Annotated in this window: 17 protein-coding genes; 3 read left to right on the top strand and 14 right to left on the bottom strand. The window is 44.9% G+C overall.

Annotated elements, in window-relative coordinates:
* Nucleotides 1-68 precede the first annotated feature (68 nt).
* Both ABXS70_RS28255 and ABXS70_RS28250 read right to left on the bottom strand, forming a co-directional pair.
* On the bottom strand, nt 69-809 hold the full coding sequence (locus ABXS70_RS28255) for a PLP-dependent aminotransferase family protein (RefSeq protein WP_366292699.1): 741 nt from the start codon (nt 807-809) through the stop codon (nt 69-71).
* 31 nt (nt 810-840) lie between these two features.
* Nucleotides 841-1,545, bottom strand: coding sequence for a GntR family transcriptional regulator (locus ABXS70_RS28250; protein WP_366292696.1), 705 nt, complete (start codon nt 1,543-1,545; stop codon nt 841-843).
* A 173-nt stretch (nt 1,546-1,718) separates the two neighbouring features.
* Here ABXS70_RS28250 and ABXS70_RS28245 point away from each other — a divergent pair, with 173 nt between their 5' ends.
* Nucleotides 1,719-2,300: a GNAT family protein gene (locus tag ABXS70_RS28245; RefSeq protein WP_342553223.1), complete on the top strand. Its 582-nt coding sequence runs from the start codon at nt 1,719-1,721 to the stop codon at nt 2,298-2,300.
* Between the two features lie 40 nt (nt 2,301-2,340).
* Here the strand turns inward: ABXS70_RS28245 and ABXS70_RS28240 are convergent, their stop codons facing one another.
* Entirely contained in the window at nt 2,341-3,237 is an 897-nt protein-coding gene (locus ABXS70_RS28240) for a YegS/Rv2252/BmrU family lipid kinase (protein ID WP_342553224.1), read from the bottom strand.
* 356 nt (nt 3,238-3,593) lie between these two features.
* Here ABXS70_RS28240 and ABXS70_RS28235 point away from each other — a divergent pair, with 356 nt between their 5' ends.
* The gene (locus ABXS70_RS28235; RefSeq protein WP_366292692.1) at nt 3,594-4,229 is read left to right on the top strand and encodes a hypothetical protein; all 636 of its coding nucleotides are present in this window, start codon (nt 3,594-3,596) and stop codon (nt 4,227-4,229) included.
* A gap of 96 nt (nt 4,230-4,325) precedes the next feature.
* Here the strand turns inward: ABXS70_RS28235 and ABXS70_RS28230 are convergent, their stop codons facing one another.
* The 10 genes from ABXS70_RS28230 to uxaC form a co-directional block, all read right to left on the bottom strand.
* On the bottom strand, nt 4,326-5,570 hold the full coding sequence (locus tag ABXS70_RS28230; RefSeq protein ID WP_366292689.1) for an MFS transporter: 1,245 nt from the start codon (nt 5,568-5,570) through the stop codon (nt 4,326-4,328).
* A gap of 2 nt (nt 5,571-5,572) precedes the next feature.
* Complete coding sequence (locus tag ABXS70_RS28225) at nt 5,573-6,502, bottom strand: cupin domain-containing protein (protein WP_366292686.1); 930 nt, start codon at nt 6,500-6,502, stop codon at nt 5,573-5,575.
* Nucleotides 6,503-6,524: 22 nt separating this feature from the next.
* Complete coding sequence (locus tag ABXS70_RS28220; RefSeq protein WP_366292683.1) at nt 6,525-6,824, bottom strand: hypothetical protein; 300 nt, start codon at nt 6,822-6,824, stop codon at nt 6,525-6,527.
* A 36-nt stretch (nt 6,825-6,860) separates the two neighbouring features.
* The gene (locus tag ABXS70_RS28215) at nt 6,861-7,778 is read right to left on the bottom strand and encodes a class I SAM-dependent methyltransferase (protein WP_366292681.1); all 918 of its coding nucleotides are present in this window, start codon (nt 7,776-7,778) and stop codon (nt 6,861-6,863) included.
* A 22-nt stretch (nt 7,779-7,800) separates the two neighbouring features.
* Nucleotides 7,801-8,886: a hypothetical protein gene (locus tag ABXS70_RS28210; RefSeq protein ID WP_366292678.1), complete on the bottom strand. Its 1,086-nt coding sequence runs from the start codon at nt 8,884-8,886 to the stop codon at nt 7,801-7,803.
* A 78-nt stretch (nt 8,887-8,964) separates the two neighbouring features.
* On the bottom strand, nt 8,965-9,114 hold the full coding sequence (locus ABXS70_RS28205) for a hypothetical protein (protein WP_366292675.1): 150 nt from the start codon (nt 9,112-9,114) through the stop codon (nt 8,965-8,967).
* A gap of 438 nt (nt 9,115-9,552) precedes the next feature.
* Nucleotides 9,553-11,433: an ABC transporter ATP-binding protein gene (locus tag ABXS70_RS28200; RefSeq protein ID WP_366292672.1), complete on the bottom strand. Its 1,881-nt coding sequence runs from the start codon at nt 11,431-11,433 to the stop codon at nt 9,553-9,555.
* On the bottom strand, nt 11,430-13,157 hold the full coding sequence (locus tag ABXS70_RS28195) for an ABC transporter ATP-binding protein (protein ID WP_366292669.1): 1,728 nt from the start codon (nt 13,155-13,157) through the stop codon (nt 11,430-11,432). Before ABXS70_RS28195 ends, ABXS70_RS28200 begins: the two co-directional genes overlap by 4 nt.
* Nucleotides 13,154-13,795, bottom strand: coding sequence for a MarR family transcriptional regulator (locus ABXS70_RS28190; RefSeq protein ID WP_342553229.1), 642 nt, complete (start codon nt 13,793-13,795; stop codon nt 13,154-13,156). Before ABXS70_RS28190 ends, ABXS70_RS28195 begins: the two co-directional genes overlap by 4 nt.
* A gap of 297 nt (nt 13,796-14,092) precedes the next feature.
* Nucleotides 14,093-15,532, bottom strand: coding sequence for a glucuronate isomerase (gene uxaC / locus ABXS70_RS28185; RefSeq protein ID WP_366292666.1), 1,440 nt, complete (start codon nt 15,530-15,532; stop codon nt 14,093-14,095).
* Between the two features lie 276 nt (nt 15,533-15,808).
* On the opposite strand from uxaC, the gene ABXS70_RS28180 reads away from it, so the two are divergent.
* Nucleotides 15,809-16,561, top strand: coding sequence for an MBL fold metallo-hydrolase (locus tag ABXS70_RS28180; protein ID WP_366292663.1), 753 nt, complete (start codon nt 15,809-15,811; stop codon nt 16,559-16,561).
* A 76-nt stretch (nt 16,562-16,637) separates the two neighbouring features.
* Here ABXS70_RS28180 and ABXS70_RS28175 read toward each other — a convergent pair whose 3' ends face one another.
* Nucleotides 16,638-17,345: a hypothetical protein gene (locus tag ABXS70_RS28175; protein WP_366292660.1), complete on the bottom strand. Its 708-nt coding sequence runs from the start codon at nt 17,343-17,345 to the stop codon at nt 16,638-16,640.
* Nucleotides 17,346-17,895 lie beyond the last annotated feature (550 nt).

Genomic DNA, 17,895 nt, shown 5'->3' with positions numbered 1-17,895 from the left:
CTCATATGTAAATCCTGAATATAACTGTACCCTCAATCATTTATCGGCATCTAATCATACGTAAATTTTCAACTTTTCCATGCACTTGCCAGCGCTGCAATACCCGGCTCAATTTTTTCCAGCTCGATGCCAGCAAATCCAATGATGAACTCTCGTTTACCGTCAGCAGGGAGACTTTCGTTTGCCCATAGGTATTCCGCCGAGGCCACTCGTACACCTGCCTCTAACGCCGCATCCACCATATTCTGGGCTGGATTCGGATGGGTCAACCGCAATACCAGATGAAAACCTGCATGTTCACCCCGGATTTCAAATCCAGGCCAATCGCCAAAATGCAGCTGCATAGCCTGCACTGTCAGATCGTGTTTGCGTTTATACAAATGACGCATTTTACGAATATGTTTACCGAGTTCTCCATCACGAAGGAATAATTCCAGCACCCGCTGATGCAGACGAGAAGCTGACTGCTCAAATAGGACGTTTCTATATACCTCGTGAAAATGCGGGAGAAGTTCCTTCGGTAATACCATATAGTGTACGCAGAAGGCGGGTGCAAGCACCTGAGAGAATCCTCCCATATAGATCACGGGTGCTTTCTCCCGCAACCCCTGCATAGAAGGAATCGGGCGCCCGGAATACCTGAACTCTCCGTCATAATCATCCTCAATAAGGTATGCTTCGGAGCGTTCTGCCCAATCCAACAAGGCAAGTCTGCGGCTGATTGGCATGGTCATGCCCATAGGAAACTGATGTGATGGTGACACACCGGCCAGCGACACTGCTGCATGATCCAGCTCATTCAGATTCATCCCGTCGTTATCCAGCGAAACAGGGATAATCTCATATCCGTAATTGCGAAATGTACCGGGCAGGCAGCCGGTATCCCGGATTCTCTACAGCGATGGATTTACGACTTCCCTTGTACAGCATTGTCTGTGCGAGCAGTGACATCAGCAGATGCTGTTCCGCACCGATTACAATCTGCTCCGGTATACATCGAACACCTCTGAACTGTCCCAAATAGTCTGCAATCTCTCTCCTTAATCCCTGCTCCCCCTGAGGATCTCCGTAAAATAACAAATTCTTGGCTTCTTCACGCCATACCCGGTTTGCATACTGCTGCCATTTCACGTCTGGAAACAGCCCGAAGTCATTGCGTGACATATGAAAATCATAGGAAACCAACGCTGCAGGGCGCAAGCCCTGTAAATCTGGTGATGATGCCAAGGCATTCTCTTCCTTTTGCTTCTTGGTTGAGATGTCGGTATCAGATCTCCCCAGCCATATATCGTGATAACCTTCAACCACAGCACGCACACGATAACCCCGGCGCGGCTCGCTGTAGACGTAGCCCTCTGCAATAAGCTGCTGATATGCCCATTCCACAGGTGTTGTGCTGATGTCCAGCATTTCTGACAGTTTGCGAACGGAAGGCAGGCGGCTGTGTTCCACAAGCGCCCCGCAGAAAATTTCCCTTTTAATATGATCCGATAATTGAACATAAATAGGTGTACTATCCTGCTCATCAAGTTTTGGCAGCTGCATTATCGCTTCTTCACTCCATCTGTCCTGCTGAATTCGTAAAAACTGTATATTTTGAAGTATACAGTATCCGGATATACTTATGTCATCATCAATATATCCAAACAGTATAAGAGCGGAATGCCGAAGTGATCGCATCCGTCCAAGCCTGTTTGAATATGACAGGAGGAAGAAACATGTCATACCCTACACCTACGAATCGTACCGCCAAACTCATGCAGACTGAACGTATATATCTGCGTCCATTCGATATAACCGATGTGGATGCTTATTATCCAAGCCTGTTTGAGCCCGAAATGCGCAAACTAACAGGGACTCAAGCAAGCTTTATCCGTTCTCAGGTTGAAAAGTATGTGGAGAATTTAGCTCAGGACGACTCACGACTGAACCTGCTTATCGCATTACAAAGCACAGACGAAATTATCGGGGATGTCGCCCTGATGGACATGCACGCCAAAAATCGCAGTGCACACATTCGCATTGCTATCGATCAGCCAGCACACCAAGGTAAGGGATATGGTAGTGAAGCGCTGCTGCTTATGCTCGATTACGGGTTCGGCATCGCCAATCTGCATCGGATTGAGCTGGATGTCTTTGCTTTTAACGAACGCGCCATTCGCACGTATGAAAAGCTCGGCTTCCAGCGTGAAGGCGTGAAGAGGGACATGTTGTACTACGATCACCAGTACCATGACGCCATTCTGATGAGCATCCTCGAAGATGAATTCAGGGAAAAACATCTGAAAACAGACAGATAAAGTGAAGCTGACCTTTCTTATAAAAATAAATCGGAGCAGACTATTCTCCTGCCCCGATCAGAAAATGCAGATGACCCGCCAGCACCGACAGCTCGGCGGGTGTTTGCATGTACAGCTCGCCATCCGTGTCCGCCGGCATGGGTGCATCCGTTTTTATTTGAAGTGCAGCTGCCTTGAAGTAGGAGATACTCTCGTTTCGAGGCTGCCACTCCCCCTCCGGTTTATGAGAAAGTACCTCTCGCATTAGCGGAATACCTGTCTCATGGATAATGAGCACATCAAGCTTACCGTCCTGCAGTGCATCTGGAGCAAAAGGGAGCGCATTTGTCCCCAGAAAACGCCCATTAGCCGCGTATATCATCACTGCTTCACCTTCCATCCACTCCCCGTCTACCTCTAACTCGTAATGAAACGGCTCAGATCGACTGATGGTCTGCAGCGTGCTGATGAAGTAGCTGACTTTGCCCAGTGCACCTTTCAAATTCTCATTAATGTTCTGTGATGTATCACTGATCAAACCGATCCCGAAGAAATTGGTAAATACCCGGTTATCTGCCCGTCCCACATCCACTGCAGCAGCCCGCCCTGTCAGAAGCTGCTGAGCAGCTGTCTCTACATCTGGAGATAAGCCTAGTGAACGCGCAAAATCATTACATGTACCGCCTGGAAGTATCCCGATCTGTGGAGGATGCTGCAGGGAAGCCAGCCCGTTCACACACTCATGCACCGTACCGTCACCACCCAGAATAAACACAACCTCAAACTCTTCACCGCGTTCCCGGCACAGCTTCTCCCCTTCACCCGGTTCATCTGTTCGAACAACGACCAATTCACGAATGGCTGGAGCCAGTACGCCTGTCACCAGACCTACTGCATTTTCCCGGTTCGCTTTACCTGCATGAAGATGATGAATTAACAAAGCTTTCTTCCATTCCATGCTGCTCTTCCTCCATTCCAATGCTTGTTTCCCTTTACCCAAAATGCTTGGAAGAATAAACAAAATCAGGGCTTCACGATCAGATGCCTGTTTCACAGCCGAACCTGAGAAGGTAGAGTTCGATTAAGATACTTTTTTATGCGGATAACGCACCATTTTTGTTTCCTCTTGCGTAGTATCTGATGACTCTATAATTCACCATTCTCCACAGCCATAACCTGCTTCAAACAAATGTATGCATGAGAAAAATCGTTCCTCCGCAACCTATACAATATAGGTGAGTACTTCGTGGGAGCAGCCCATTCAATCCGCTTCGGATTGGTTAAATGTACACTATACGAATGGAGGAATTCCCTATGATTCCAGCGACATTGGAACAATTAGAACAAGTCCGCAAAGAATGCCGTACCATGGTTCGCAAAAGAGCCACTGCTTCAGCCGGGTCCACCCTTGTGCCCCTTCCCGGTACAGACGTCTTAGCTGACGTGGGCATGCTGATGCAGCTTTTACCTGCGATTAACAATAAATTTGGATTGTCGCAGAAACAGCTCGACGGTATGGACCCTGAGACCAAGTCTATGATCTACGGATTTGTCATGTCGATCGGAAGTAAAATCATCGGCCGTATGGTCACGAAGGAATTGGTCGTACAGGTGCTCAAACGAGTGGGTGTGCGCGTTGCAGCCAAATCGGTTGCCAAATTTGTACCGTTTGCGGGCCAAGGCCTTGCCGCAGCCCTCAGCTTCACCGCCATGCGGTATGTCGGCAGCAAACACATTGATGACTGTTATGAGGTGGTCAAACGAATGATTGAGCAGCGTGATGGGCTGCCAGGCGAACCAGCTCAGGCAGTACTGGAAAATGCGGATTTCAAACTTGATTCCATGGATCAATTGAAAGAGAAGTCTCAGGATAAAATGGAGCTTGAGGATGAATCTGCAGGTAAGACTGAAGATAAATCTGAGGATAAATCTGAGGATACGATGCTGTAAATACCGTCTGGTTCTAATGTGTAACATTTAAACGGGCAGAAGAGGCCAAAATGCCGTTCGTCCCGTTTAAATGTTATTTTCTAACTGTAGACAGAGCTACTGGCTAACTGTATTAAGATTGACCATATCACTGCTTCTTAATTTTAAAAGAGGTAAAGCCGTCAATGCAGATAGTATAATCAAAATTCCCGCCCAAAATCCTACCTGTTGGGCAGGGAAATATTTCAGTAATACACCAGTTCCAACCATAGATAAAGCCATCATAACGTTGGAAGTTGTTTCGCTTAGAGCAAATGCTCTTCCCAACACCTGCTCAGGTACTGTTCTCATGATAAGAGTCGTGTATGAAGCATTCCCAATGCCTGCCCCAAGTGTAGCAATTGAGATTAAGGCAGCTCCGATCCAAAGATTGGAAGATTGACTCATTAATGCATGAGATAACCCTTCAATTACGGATGATAATATCACTACTTGAATCATCCATTTTCTAAAGTAACTAGCTATGAATCCGCTGATTAGAAATCCAAAACCCAAAGCACCATATAAGATCCCTACTCCTGTATTTCCCTCCTGATACACTTGATAACCGTAAACACTTATAAGGATATTGATAGCTCCTCCACCTATTGGCCAAAATATAGCTTGAAGAGCAATAACCTTCAGCATAAGTGATCTTCTAAATTCTTTCCACAAGGTTGTTTCTTGCTCGGGATTTCCCACTGTATCTTGATATTCATTACTGGCCGGTATATCAACACTCTTTCTGTCATAAGACATGGTAGAAATAATTAATCCCGATATGAGGAAAGTCAGAGTGTTAATTACAAAGGCTAACTCATGTCCCAGCACAGCACTGATTACCCCCCCGAAAACAGCACCAAGAGTCATGTTAATTCCATTCAGTGACTGATCAACCGCATTCGCAGTCGTCAAGTTTTCTTTACTAACTATTTGTGGAATTAATGACTGTCTTGCTGGTGAGGACAATGCAGAAAAAACAACCAGTCCAACAGTGACTACATAAGCAATCCAAATGGTATCAGATGAATTTACAAATAAAAGTGAAAGAGCCAGAAATATACGAGCAAAGTCTGAAATCATAAGAATAACTTTTTTATTCATCTTGTCCGCTAGAATTCCACCTATAGGACCCATAAACAAAAAAGGTAACGTCCTTGCTGCAAGCGTAATGCCTACTGCCAGACCTGTACCTGTAATTTGAAGAAGTAAACTTAAAATAGCAACACTACTAAACCAATCCCCAATTCCACTAACAAAATTGGCCGTCACAAGCCTCTGATAACGTACCTCTTTTCTTAAAATATTAAAAACTTCCTTCACTTTTACCTCCCACCCACTGTAGAACTTATGGTGTTATAACTATCATTATTTGTATTAATTTTATTTTTCAACATCAGCTCTTTCGCTTTTACTTCAGCTCTATGAGCAATTTTAGAAGCAATCGACTCACACTTTGCCTTCAGCAGCTGTAACTGATATTCTTCATCTTCAAACCAAAAGGGTTTTAAATCTTTAACTAAATCATCGTCTTCACTTATAATCTCTTTTACGGCTGCATCAATCCATTGTCCCATAGTTACCGGTTCAAAAGTAAGTGTAATATGAATGCTAAGTGATTCTGACGAAGATGCCATATGGGGTGCACCTTGAGGAAGATACAGCATCTGTCCCTCTTTTAATAGCGTTTCCAATGCAGGAACCCCCAAATCCTCCAGGTTAACGGGTACTCCTCCTTTTCCACGTGTCTGTACATCAAATACCCTCCAGTTTTTATCTCCGCTGCATTGAATCACCAACTGCTCCGTTCTATCAATATGAGGAACAAACCCTGTTCGCCCAGGCGGCGTTATAACAGCAAAAGCAGCACATTTTGTTCCTAATCTTTTTCCCAAGGTACTGCATAGTGTTCTAATAGGCTTCCAATACTCCTCTAAGGCTGAAAGTATAACCGAATTCCCCTCATTTAGCGCTTTTACAGCCTTCGAACCGTCCAACACACGTGAAACAATGGTTTCACCCACAAGTACAGGTCTAGAATAATGTTTATGAGCCAATAAGGTGCCTTCTTTTACAATACGAAAACAACCTTCTGGAATCCGAGCATCAGTAAAAATACTTTTTAACGCCTCTTGGCCGAACAGCTCTTCTCCCCAGCCTTCTTCCATATTGTCAGTAATTATAACAGGGTACTTCGCCCACGCTTCTTGTGAAATATCCTTTAATACATCCGTAATTTTACCTGTATAATCCAAATTAACCCCTCCTTAAGATCGGTTACACACTTGATACTGAGAGTATTTTCTGCTCCTGAAGCTGTCCGATAGCACATAAAATTGCATTGTCAAATTGTAATTTCTTTTGAACATTATCTAATTTTGCCATCTTCATTAAAGAAGTTCGGATATGTTCAATTGTGCATCTCTTCTCACGATCAATAAATGTGAAAACAGCCAATGGCAGAGAACCAATTAATGAGACACTTATGGGTGCTTCTTTAAAAACAAATGCTGATTTACCATCATACAAAGATTTGACTTCCACACCTTTTGCAATAGAAACAAAAAGATTGTCCATTTCTTCAACTCCTTAATATCTATACGAGTCAACGAGTCAAAATTCATTTTTTAGAACCAGCAATGCAAAAGGCCATTGATCAGCCCCTCCACTAACGACATTACTCGGTAAGATAAACTCTTTGGTCCATCCAACATCAGCCGCAATTCCTGCTACTTCTGTAGTTGTCCAGATCCTATCTTTTGAAAATACAAATTCATATTTCAACTCTCCCTCAGAATCGGTGAGCGCTGTTATGGATGGCTGCATCAGCAATTTCGATTCCTTATCATAAAGCAAACTAATCCATGCAAGCATGTCCTTATTAGTTTGTGATTTAAATGGATGACAAAGGATGTTTCCTTTAAAAGTTTTTTCAAAATTAGAGACCGCCTCATCATCAAATACTGGCAGTAATAAAAAACGAGGTCCATTCTTCCCTAAACATGTTCTGATGTTATATAAAAACGAACTCAATTGGTCATGTGAAGTAAAGCAGTTGACAGATGCGGCCGATGTCACAGCTATTACCGAATCCCACATAGAGCTAAAAGATTTTACAGATTGTTTATCTAATAGATCCGAAACAACCCATGAATCCTCACCGACAATGTTGTCCGAGTCAAGAAGTCTTGCTCTGTTAATCTGATCAGCAGAATAATCTATTCCTTTCAAACGATAGGACTTATTTGCTAAGTGACGAGCCAACCTTCCTTCCCCACAACATAAGTCGACCAAAACATCTGTTTCCTTAGATATATTTAATTTAGATAGACCTACCTCTACCAATTCAAGATCCCACACTACTCCTTCTACTAGATCAGCTGAATACTCACACCAAACTCCACTATATAGATCATTGTGAATTGTAATATTCTCAACCTGGCCAAATGCACGTTGAAAAGGATAGAACTCTCTATACTTCTTAAGCTCCTCAAAGATTTCATGCCTTTGATCTGCTTGTGTAAATATCAAATAAATCACTCCTTATCAAAATTCATATATAGTTAAGAACTTTGTTCGAGCTAATTATTTCATGCACGTTAGGTAGATCGCTGATAAATCGGAAGCCATTATTCATCCATGTAATAAAATCGATACCATCTGCTCCAAGTTCATGACGATAATGGGACATAGACAATGTTTCCAGTAAATAGCTGGCACGCTTATACCTAGTCAGAAATCGCTGTTCAATATCTCCTAGTGTTAATCCAAATTTAATATACTTATCACTATTAAAAAGTATCTTAGCAAATAAAAATGACAAATGAAGATACACATGCGCAGCAGCTATTGCTCTTCCAACAGGGAACATTCGATAGTTCTCTCCCCCCCAAGGAATTGGTACAGAGAAACTCCCAAAGTCGTTGTAACCCGGTCTTAGCATACGTTTTGTCAAGCGGATTGTAAGAAGCTTGTGGTGCAAAGCTTCATGCAATAAGGCATCTGCTAAATCCAATTCACTATTAAATAGTTCTGGATCAACATAAATAAGTTGTGGGGTCGTGAATGTAAAACCTGAATCTATAGTCTTAGTAACAGGAAGAATAGCAGTAATCATTGATAACGTATCAGATGATAACTCAGGAATGGTTTCGCTAAGTAATCTCATAGCCAAATGAAACTTTTCCTTAACCTTGTCGTCTATGCATGAAGCAAGAAGTTGAATCGAGACCCCACTCTCTCTCATATTTTCTTCGAAACGGCTGCTCAACAGACGATACATCAAGTTAGATGAATCAACCCCTTCACAATCAAGCAAAACTAATTCGGAATCTTTTAATCTAACTTCATTAATGGTATGTAAACTTAATGCCTCATAAGTAAGTTCCAGCATCTTTTTAATCTCATGTGAAGAATATCCTCCATTAGAGGATGAAGACAAAATACACGTTCCAGAAATAGCAATTTGACCTGATGCTGTCAGCGAATTCGGTTCATTTTTGAGATTCAATCTATATAAATTGGAAAAGGTATTAATCATTCCATCTTTGAATTGGTTAAAATTATAGTTAAGAGCTTCTCCTTTTCCATAAGGTCCATCCGTAAAAAATTCCTCAATTCGTTTAAATTGATTAACCATATATTTTATTTTCACTCCTTATAGTTCATGAGAAAAAATTGAATAAAGAAGGGCAACAGCTGCCCTTCTTGTTAGGTATTACACGTTATCGATATCCTCTTGTGGAGTAGTAACCAGTGGATATTGCGATGCTGCTCTTTGTTCATCTCCGATTATTACACTGCTCGCCTCATAATCTGAAGTTGTTGTAACATGCTCAATCAAATCTTCCAGTACCAACTTTGACATGCAAATCCCTCCTTCCTTTTATGATATAATTTGGAAGTAAAATTCCATAAATATATTCTTCCATATGAATACATTTAAGTCAACCCTTGATGTATAAATTCATTATTTTGTAGTACATAGTAAACGTAATCTCCCACACTTGCAGCACAGGTGAAATTCTAGGAAGTTGACTTTATGGTGACGAAAGGATAGGACACACTTTCAAGGTGTACTTGGAGGGATATAAAAAGGGGATAATTACCCAAGAATAAGGATTTGTAAGAAGAAAGGAGAAGACAAAGAAGGTCAGTGATATTAATAAACTGTGTGAATTGTTTCGCAGGTTCCTCCCAGCACAACGAAATAAAAAAACCGACGCCAGTAACTGTACCGACGTCAGTTTGAGAACTATGATTGTTTTAGACACTTCTACTTTATAAACATGACTAAATATTACCCTTAGATCGCCTGCGGCTGCCGCTCTGAAAACTGGCTGTTGTACAGATCGGCATAGAAGCCCTGCTTTGCCATCAGCTCATCATGGCTGCCCTGCTCAATCACGTTACCGTGATCCATCACAAGGATCAGATCGGCGCCGCGAATGGTGGACAGACGGTGGGCAATGACAAAACTCGTACGGTTTTTCATCAGTTCATTCATCGCTTTCTGGATAAAGACCTCGGTTCGCGTATCCACACTGCTGGTTGCTTCATCCAAAATGAGGATAGACGGGTTCGCTAGAATCGCTCTCGCAATCGTCAGCAGCTGCTTCTGGCCTTGTGAGATATTGGACGCCTCTTCGTTCAGCACCGTATCGTAGCCATCCGGCAGTGTACGAATGAAATGATCAGCATGGGCAGCCGCAGCAGCCTTGACCACCTCTTCTTCCGATGCACCTTCCCGTCCATAAGCGATATTATCCCGAATTGTACCGTTAAACAACCACGTATCCTGAAGCACCATACCAAACATACCGCGCAGATTACCACGTGACATGTCCTTAATATCAATGCCGTCAATGGTAATCCGGCCGCGCTGAAGTTCGTAGAACCGCATCAGCAGGTTAATCAACGTCGTTTTACCAGCACCTGTCGGACCGACAATTGCGACGGTCTGCCCTGGTGCGACGTCAATATTCATATTGTGAATGAGCAGTTCATTTTCCTTATAACCAAAATCTACTGCTTCAAAAGCAACTGCACCTGCCGGGTGACGCAGCACCGCAGGTTGTTTCGACTCCGGAACTTCCTCTTCCTCATCCAGCAGCTCGAATACCCGCTCTGCCGAGGCAATTGTCGACTGAATAATATTGGAGATGTTAGCAATCTGATTAATAGGCTGTGTGAATTGACGTGAATACTGCGTGAAGGCCAAGATATCCCCGATGGAGATCGAGCCACGTGTAACAAAAATCCCGCCGACTACGCAAATCAGCACATAGCCCAAGTTCCCGACAAAGTTCATTAGAGGCATAATAATCCCTGAGATAAACTGTGCTTTCCAACCCGATGCATACAGCTCCTCATTCACTTTCTCAAACTGCTGTACGGATTGTTCTTCACGTCCAAATGCTTTGACCACTTTGTGGCCTGTATACATCTCTTCTACGTGACCGTTCAGTTCACCAAGCGATTTCTGCTGCCCAGCAAAATGTTTCTGCGAACGGGAAGCCACCAGCATAACCACCACAACACTAAGCGGCAGGGTCAGAAGCGTGATAAGAGTCATCCACGGACTAATCGTCAGCATCATAATGATGACACCAACAATCGTTACTACTGACGTAATAAACTGAGCCAAACTCTGCTGCAGCGTATTACTGATATTGTCCACGTCATTGGTTGCACGGCTAAGCGTCTCACCATGCGTACGGGAGTCAAAATATTTTAGCGGCAGACGCCCAACCTTGGCACTGACCTGCTCCCGCATATCATAGACAACCCGCTGGGCTACACCAGCCATCAGATATTGCTGTACATATGCAAAAGCTGCACTGAACAGATACAATCCAAGCAGAAGGTACAATACTCTCATCAAAGCAGGGAAATCAATTCCCGCCCCCTGCACACCCTGCATAATAGCAATAGCGCCATGGGCAAGAATATCGGTACCCTCAGCCATAACCTTTGGACTAATAATGCCGAACACCGTACTTAAAATGGCAGCAATCAGGACACCGATCAAACGGGAACTGTGCGGCCGAAGATACTTAATCAAGCGGCGCAGCGTACCTTTAAAATCCTTCGCTTTCTCTGCTGGAGGCCGCATGCCCATACCCCCACCAGGGTGACCCGGCCCGCGCGGAGCACTTGCTTTGCGTTCTGCTGTACGTTCACTCATGCGATCTCCTCCTCAGTCAGCTGGGAGGATACAATCTCGCGGTACACTTCATTGTTCTCCAGCAGCTCTTTATGTGTTCCCGACCCGACAATTCGGCCTTCATCCATAACGAGGATACGATCCGCATCCATAACCGTGCTCACACGCTGAGCTACGATCAGCACCGCTGCTTCCGTCGTTTCCGATTTGAGTGCAGCTCGCAGTTTGGCATCCGTTTTAAAATCAAGGGCCGAGAAACTGTCATCGAAAATATAAATGTCCGGACGGCGAATCAGTGCCCGTGCAATGGACAACCGCTGTTTTTGTCCACCGGATACGTTATTCCCGCCTTGTGCAATCAGGCTGTCATAACCATCTTTCATCTCGGAGATAAAGTTCTCTGCCTGTGCTGTACGCGCTGCATGCATGACTTCATCCATGCTTGCATCATCTTTACCATGGCGAATATTCTCTGCGATTGTTCCAGTAAACAGGACTGCTTTTTGTGGGACGAACCCGATTTTGGACCGTAGTTCTTCCTGTCTAAGCTCCCGCACATCCGTTCCGTTCACACGCACACTACCCTCGGTCACATCATAGAAACGCGGAATGAGGCTCAGCAGCGTTGTCTTACCGGAGCCCGTACCGCCAATAATCGCTGTCGTTTCACCCGAACGAGCCGTGAACGAAATATCGGATAAGGCAGCATTCTCTGCACCCGGATAACGGAAAGTGACATGATCAAACTCGATCATTCCCTGCATGGATTTCATCGTGCGAGGCTGTGCAGGGTCGGACAGATCCGGCTGCATATCGAGCACTTCATTTATCCGTTCTGCCGAAGCTGACGCTCTTGGAATCATCACAAAAATCATGGATACCATAATCAGTGAGAACATGATCTGCATGGCATACTGCACAAAGGCAATCAGCGAACCAATATTCATATGACCGCTATCAATGCGCAGACCGCCGAAGTACAGAATCGCAATCATCGAAAAGTTCATGACCACCATCATTACAGGCATAACTGTAGCCATTAGGACATTGACCTTGATTGATGCATCTCTTAATTCCGTATTTGCCCCGTTAAAGCGAACACGCTCATGTTCGCCCCGGTTAAAAGAACGAACAACCCGGATACCCGTCAGCTGTTCGCGAAGCACGAGGTTAAGCCGGTCCAGCTTTTTCTGAATCTGCTTGAACAGCGGGAATCCTTTGGAACCAATCAAAGCGATGGCTCCCGCAAGTACGGGCAGCACGACCAGAAAGATGGTGGACAGCTTAGCATCCTGGGAAACGGCCATGAAAATCCCCCCGATACACATCATCGGAGCCATTATCATCATGCGCAGCATCATCGTTAATACGTTCTGAACCTGTGTAATATCGTTCGTTGTACGAGTAATCAGTGAGGCTGTGCCCAGCTTGTCGAATTCCTGCAGCGAGAAATTCTCGACATGCCGGAACACTCTGCTGCGCAGCTGCTTGGCGAATCCACCCGCTGTGCGGGAAGACAGGTAACTTGCAATAATGGAACATGCGGTTCCACCGATAGCAATCAGCAGCATGAAACCGCCGATTTTCCAGATATAAGGTACATCACCTTTGACGATACCCAGGTTCACGATATCTGCCATTAACGTAGGCAGATACAGCTCGGCCATCGTTTGCAGAAATATAAGCGCCAAAATAAAAAAAATCGGGATTCGATATGGCTTAAGCATGCGAAACAATTTCATCATGGCGTATCATCTCCTTGTTTGGCTGCTCCTTGTTCGGGTATTTCGTTGTCCTGTGTATTTGCTTGATTCTCTTGTGCATCCGGCTGGTGATCTTGTCCAGCTGTCGCATTTGGGTCTTCAGATGCTTCGTTCTGTCCCGAAAGTTGTGTATCAAAGAAAGTGTATACTTTGCTGAGCAGTGCAGCCAGCTGCAGGCTGTCCTCTTCGCCCAGATGTTCAACCAGCCTGTTAAAGGTTGTCATCCGTTCTTCATGCGCGGCACGGATAATTGCACGTCCTGCATCCGTAATTGTAATCCGCACTGCTCGCCGATCCTCGGGGTCCATCGTGCGCTCAACCAGACCTTCATCCTCAAGGCCGCGAATAACAGGCGTAATGGTCGGTGATTTTACGCGCATTAATGCGCTGATCTCCGATACTTTCAATCCTGGATGTTCCTGATTTAAATGGCTCTCAAAATCGGGTGGATTATCCCGCCAATCCATACGTTCACCCGGATGTGAACCGTGAAGCAGACAGGCCAGTACCATAATTTCATTGTGATTGCGTCCGGACGGTTTATGCTGTCTCCATTTGCCCTTGTTAAACTGCATGATGGAGTATAAAAGCTTCTGGGCTACCGGATCTATACCAGTCATCTTATCGTCCTCCTTTATCAGAACTTCGGTGTCCTGAAAATAATCATAGCCTATCTATTAAATAGGTCCTTTATATAATAGGTTCACAATTTAATAGCCAATCAATTAATTAGATATACTAATTATATGTTCAGCATACGTCTATGTCAATCCTTTCATTCGTGTAAATTGAATCCAAAAATCCCGGACAGCCTCCCCATGTCAATTGATCAGGCCAAAAAGCCCCCAATCCCCCTCTGGCGAAAGGCCAGCTGAAGGAATTGAGAGCATGTTCATGTAAAAAGGATAGATTCAATATTATTTTGAAGCGGAAACGCTTTTCGGCACATCAGCAAATGGGAAATAGGCCTCGGCATTATTATAAGCAATCCCCTGCACGATCCGACCGAGCAGTTCCATATCATTAGGTGCTTCGCCTTGTTCTGCCCATTCTCCAATCAGGTTGCAGAGGAGTCGGCGGAAATATTCATGCCGGGTGTAAGAAAGAAAACTTCTCGAATCGGTTAACATGCCCACAAAACGGCTGAGAAGCCCTACATTCGCCAGTGCTTTCATCTGAGCAAGCATGCCGTCCTTCGTATCATTGAACCACCATGCTGCACCAAGCTGGATTTTCCCCGGTGTACCGCCGCCCTGGAAGCTTCCGATAATTGCAGCCAGCACCTCATTGTCCCTTGGGTTGAGGGAGTAGAGAATGGTTTTGGGCAGAGCATCCTGCTGCTCCAATGTATCCAGCAATCCGATAACAGCTCCGGATAGAGGGGTATCATTAACCGAATCATAACCCGTATCAGGGCCGAGCTGCTTGAACATCTTCGTGTTGTTGTTACGTGCCGCATTGATGTGGAACTGCATGACCCAACCGCGCTCCGCATAAAGCTTGCCTAGAAACGTCAGTGTAACCGTCTTGTATCCATCCTCTTCCGTACGGGAAACCTTCTCCCCGGCAAGTGCCTTGGCAAAGGCAGCCGCTGCTTCCTCGCGAGTCGCTGCAGCGTATGGCACATAATCCAGTGCGTGATCGGAAACACGTCCACCAACCGAATGGAAGAACTCTACGCGGGATTCCAGCGCAGCCAGGAACGAGTCATAATCGGCAATTTCTGTACCCGCCACTTGTGAAAGCTTGGCCACCCACTGGGTAAAGGTATCTCTATTCAACTCCAGCCCCTTATCTGGACGAAACGATGGCAGGACCGCCGTATCAAAACCTTCAATCTCCTGAATTTTCAGGTGGTATTCGAGAGAATCTGTCGGATCATCGGTTGTGCACACAACGGTGACATTGGATTTGGTAATCAGATCACGCGCACCGAAGCCGTCGCTGTTCAGCTTGGCATTTACTTTTTCCCAGACCGCAGGAGCACTTGACTCATTCAATACCTCATGCACATCGAAATAACGCTGTAATTCTAGGTGGGACCAGGCGTACAGCGGGTTGCCAATCATCATGGGCACCGTTTTGGCATAAGCGAGAAAGCGGTCGTAATCGGTTACGCCTTCCCCGCCGGTCACATATTTTTCTTCAATCCCGTTAGCCCGCATCAGCCGCCACTTGTAATGGTCGCCATATAACCAGGCCTCAGTCAGATTGCCAAATGTTTTGTTTTCGTAAATTTCCTGAGGACTGAGGTGGCAGTGATAATCCATAATCGGCATGTCTTTGGCGTACTGCTCGTACAGCCTTACCGCCGTTTCATTGTGAAGCAGGAACTGTTCATCCAGAAAAGATTTCATTTCGCCTTGCACGCTCCCTTTAGGTGAGTTTACGTTCATACAGGTTCACTTTCCAATCTTTACGCTACACCGTTTGCCCGCAAAGTTCAATATAAAATGATAGCGTTCTCAAAAAAGGTTGGTTTGGGCATACTCTCGGGAACACGTTATACTGGATTTAACACGAATGGTGCTGATTTAAAGATGAATACGGATAATAAGATCAAAGGTTAATCCGTTACCGGTCCTGCATTCGCCAGGCAGGTTTACCTTTGTCAAACAAGGAGATGAAATGCGGTGAAAGTCACTTTTCTTGGTACAGGGGATATGTTCAGTGTTGAGCAGCATCATAACAGTATGCTGGCTGAATTCGGCGGCACCCATCTGGTGATTGATTTTCCGGAGTCCAACGCCAAAGCACTTAAAGAATACGGATTCGCAATGACCGGCATTCATAATGTGTTCATTACCCATCTGCATGAGGATCATATTAACGGGGTTCAGATGCTTGGGTATTATGCCCAGATTGTAGGAGATCGTAAGCCGCGTTTGTTTATTCATGAAGAGCTGGTTGATCCGCTGTGGAGCATCCTCTCTCCAGGCATGCGTTATACTACGGACGGCGAGCGTACGATGAGTGATTATTATGACGTGGTTCCGCTGCCGGATGGCGGAAGCTTTGAACTGGGCGGGGTAACATTCGAGACGTTCCGCACGAAGCATGTTCCCGGCATGGTCAGCAGCGGACTGATGGCCAAGTCTTATTTTTACTATAGTGCGGACAGCACACTGGATCGTGAGCTGGTAGAGCGGACCGCACCCGATGTGCAGCTGATTTTCCATGAATGCCATATGCATGACTTGGTTATCAAATCTCATACTTCTCTGGAGGATCTCGAGCAGCTTCCCCCCGAGGTAAGACAAAAAACGGTGCTGATGCACTACCATGATGAGTACGCGAACGATGCTAAACGTGCAGCATTCAACCGCGAGCACGCGGATGATCTGCGTATGGCTGGCACCTTGGAGTCTTTTGAGTTGAAGGCATAAGCAGGAGCGGACTTTGGAGTAGAATGAGGAACCGGTGACCGGGGGATCAGGGCAAACCCTGCCCTGTAATCCCCCATTACTCTTTTTCCCCCCATATCTTCATATATTCAACCATTCTTGAAGAGGGCTTTGCTTGAAGGCGAAAATAATCTTCAGTCCGCTGCTCTTCCGGTCCATATGAAATTTTGACATACATTTCAGTATAATTCTGGAGATATTCCGGACTGATCTCTGATTCCGGTTTCATTACATAACTTCTGGACAGACTTAAGCCCAGCGGCTCCTTACCCGGTCCCAGTGTAGTTTCATAGGTATTACTTACATTCGAAGTGAAAAGTTCACCTGCATGGACGACCTGCAATATCTCGGGATCAAGGGTGAAGGATTGAATGACGTTCAACATCGGTATGTGAACCTCATTAAGCATAATCTCATATGTAATCTCCTCTGCTCCAGATTCACGATTTACATCTACCGCCGCAGCCAGATGATACCCCTCTGGTGGGGCCTCCTTGAAAATCTCCTGCTCCTTCGTCATCCGTTTGGTTATTTCCCTGCGTTCCCCATTAAACGTATAGCTGTCCGTGCGCTTTGCTTCTCCATGTGGTCCCTGTTCTGCATCATAACTGCATGCCGCCAAACTTGCAGCTAGAAGAAGATATAGAGCAAGCAGAAAAAGACGTCTTCTTTTTCCTGCTTGTGTCGTTCTAGTCCTTGTTCTTGATATTGTTGTTTTTGATATTGTTGTTCTTGCTTTGAATTCTGTTTTGATTCTTCGACGCATGCCAGTCTCCTCGCTTCTATCTTATATAAATCCTGAAACATGCCAACTTGGCTCGTATAGATTTCAAAACACCTTATTCCTATATTTGGGTTATTGTATCATAAATTCTACTATGAATCGTTACTATGTGAATCATGGATACACAAGTAACGATGATATGGGTCCATTGGTAACGTTGAGTAGATAGAGAGCAGTCGAAGCAGCAAGAGTACATAAAGAGCAGCTCCATAAGAGCAGCCGAACTACACAAGAGCAGACAGAGTTCGTAGGGGAAACCTGGAGCAGTTGGTCATACTATATAAGTCCGAGGAAATTTTAGCAGTGTATACTCATTTAAATATCCATTTTACGTTAACGATTTCCAGAAACGTTATTTAGCGTATATAGGAGAGTTTTAAATTTTAACGATCCCCAGAAACGTTATATCGTTGAAATTGCTGTAAATGATACTGTTTTGATCGAATTCCAGCGAAATAAGCTTACTGGGAATCGTTAGATTTCCTGAAACCCTATTTGGGGCAAATAAGGTTTCCTGAGATCGTTAGAATCC

Origin of the sequence: Paenibacillus sp. AN1007, assembly GCF_040702995.1 — a bacterium.
GTDB lineage: Bacteria > Bacillota > Bacilli > Paenibacillales > Paenibacillaceae > Paenibacillus.
The sequence above is the reverse complement of the archived record's forward strand: the minus strand, read 5'-3'. Positions and strand labels throughout refer to the sequence as shown.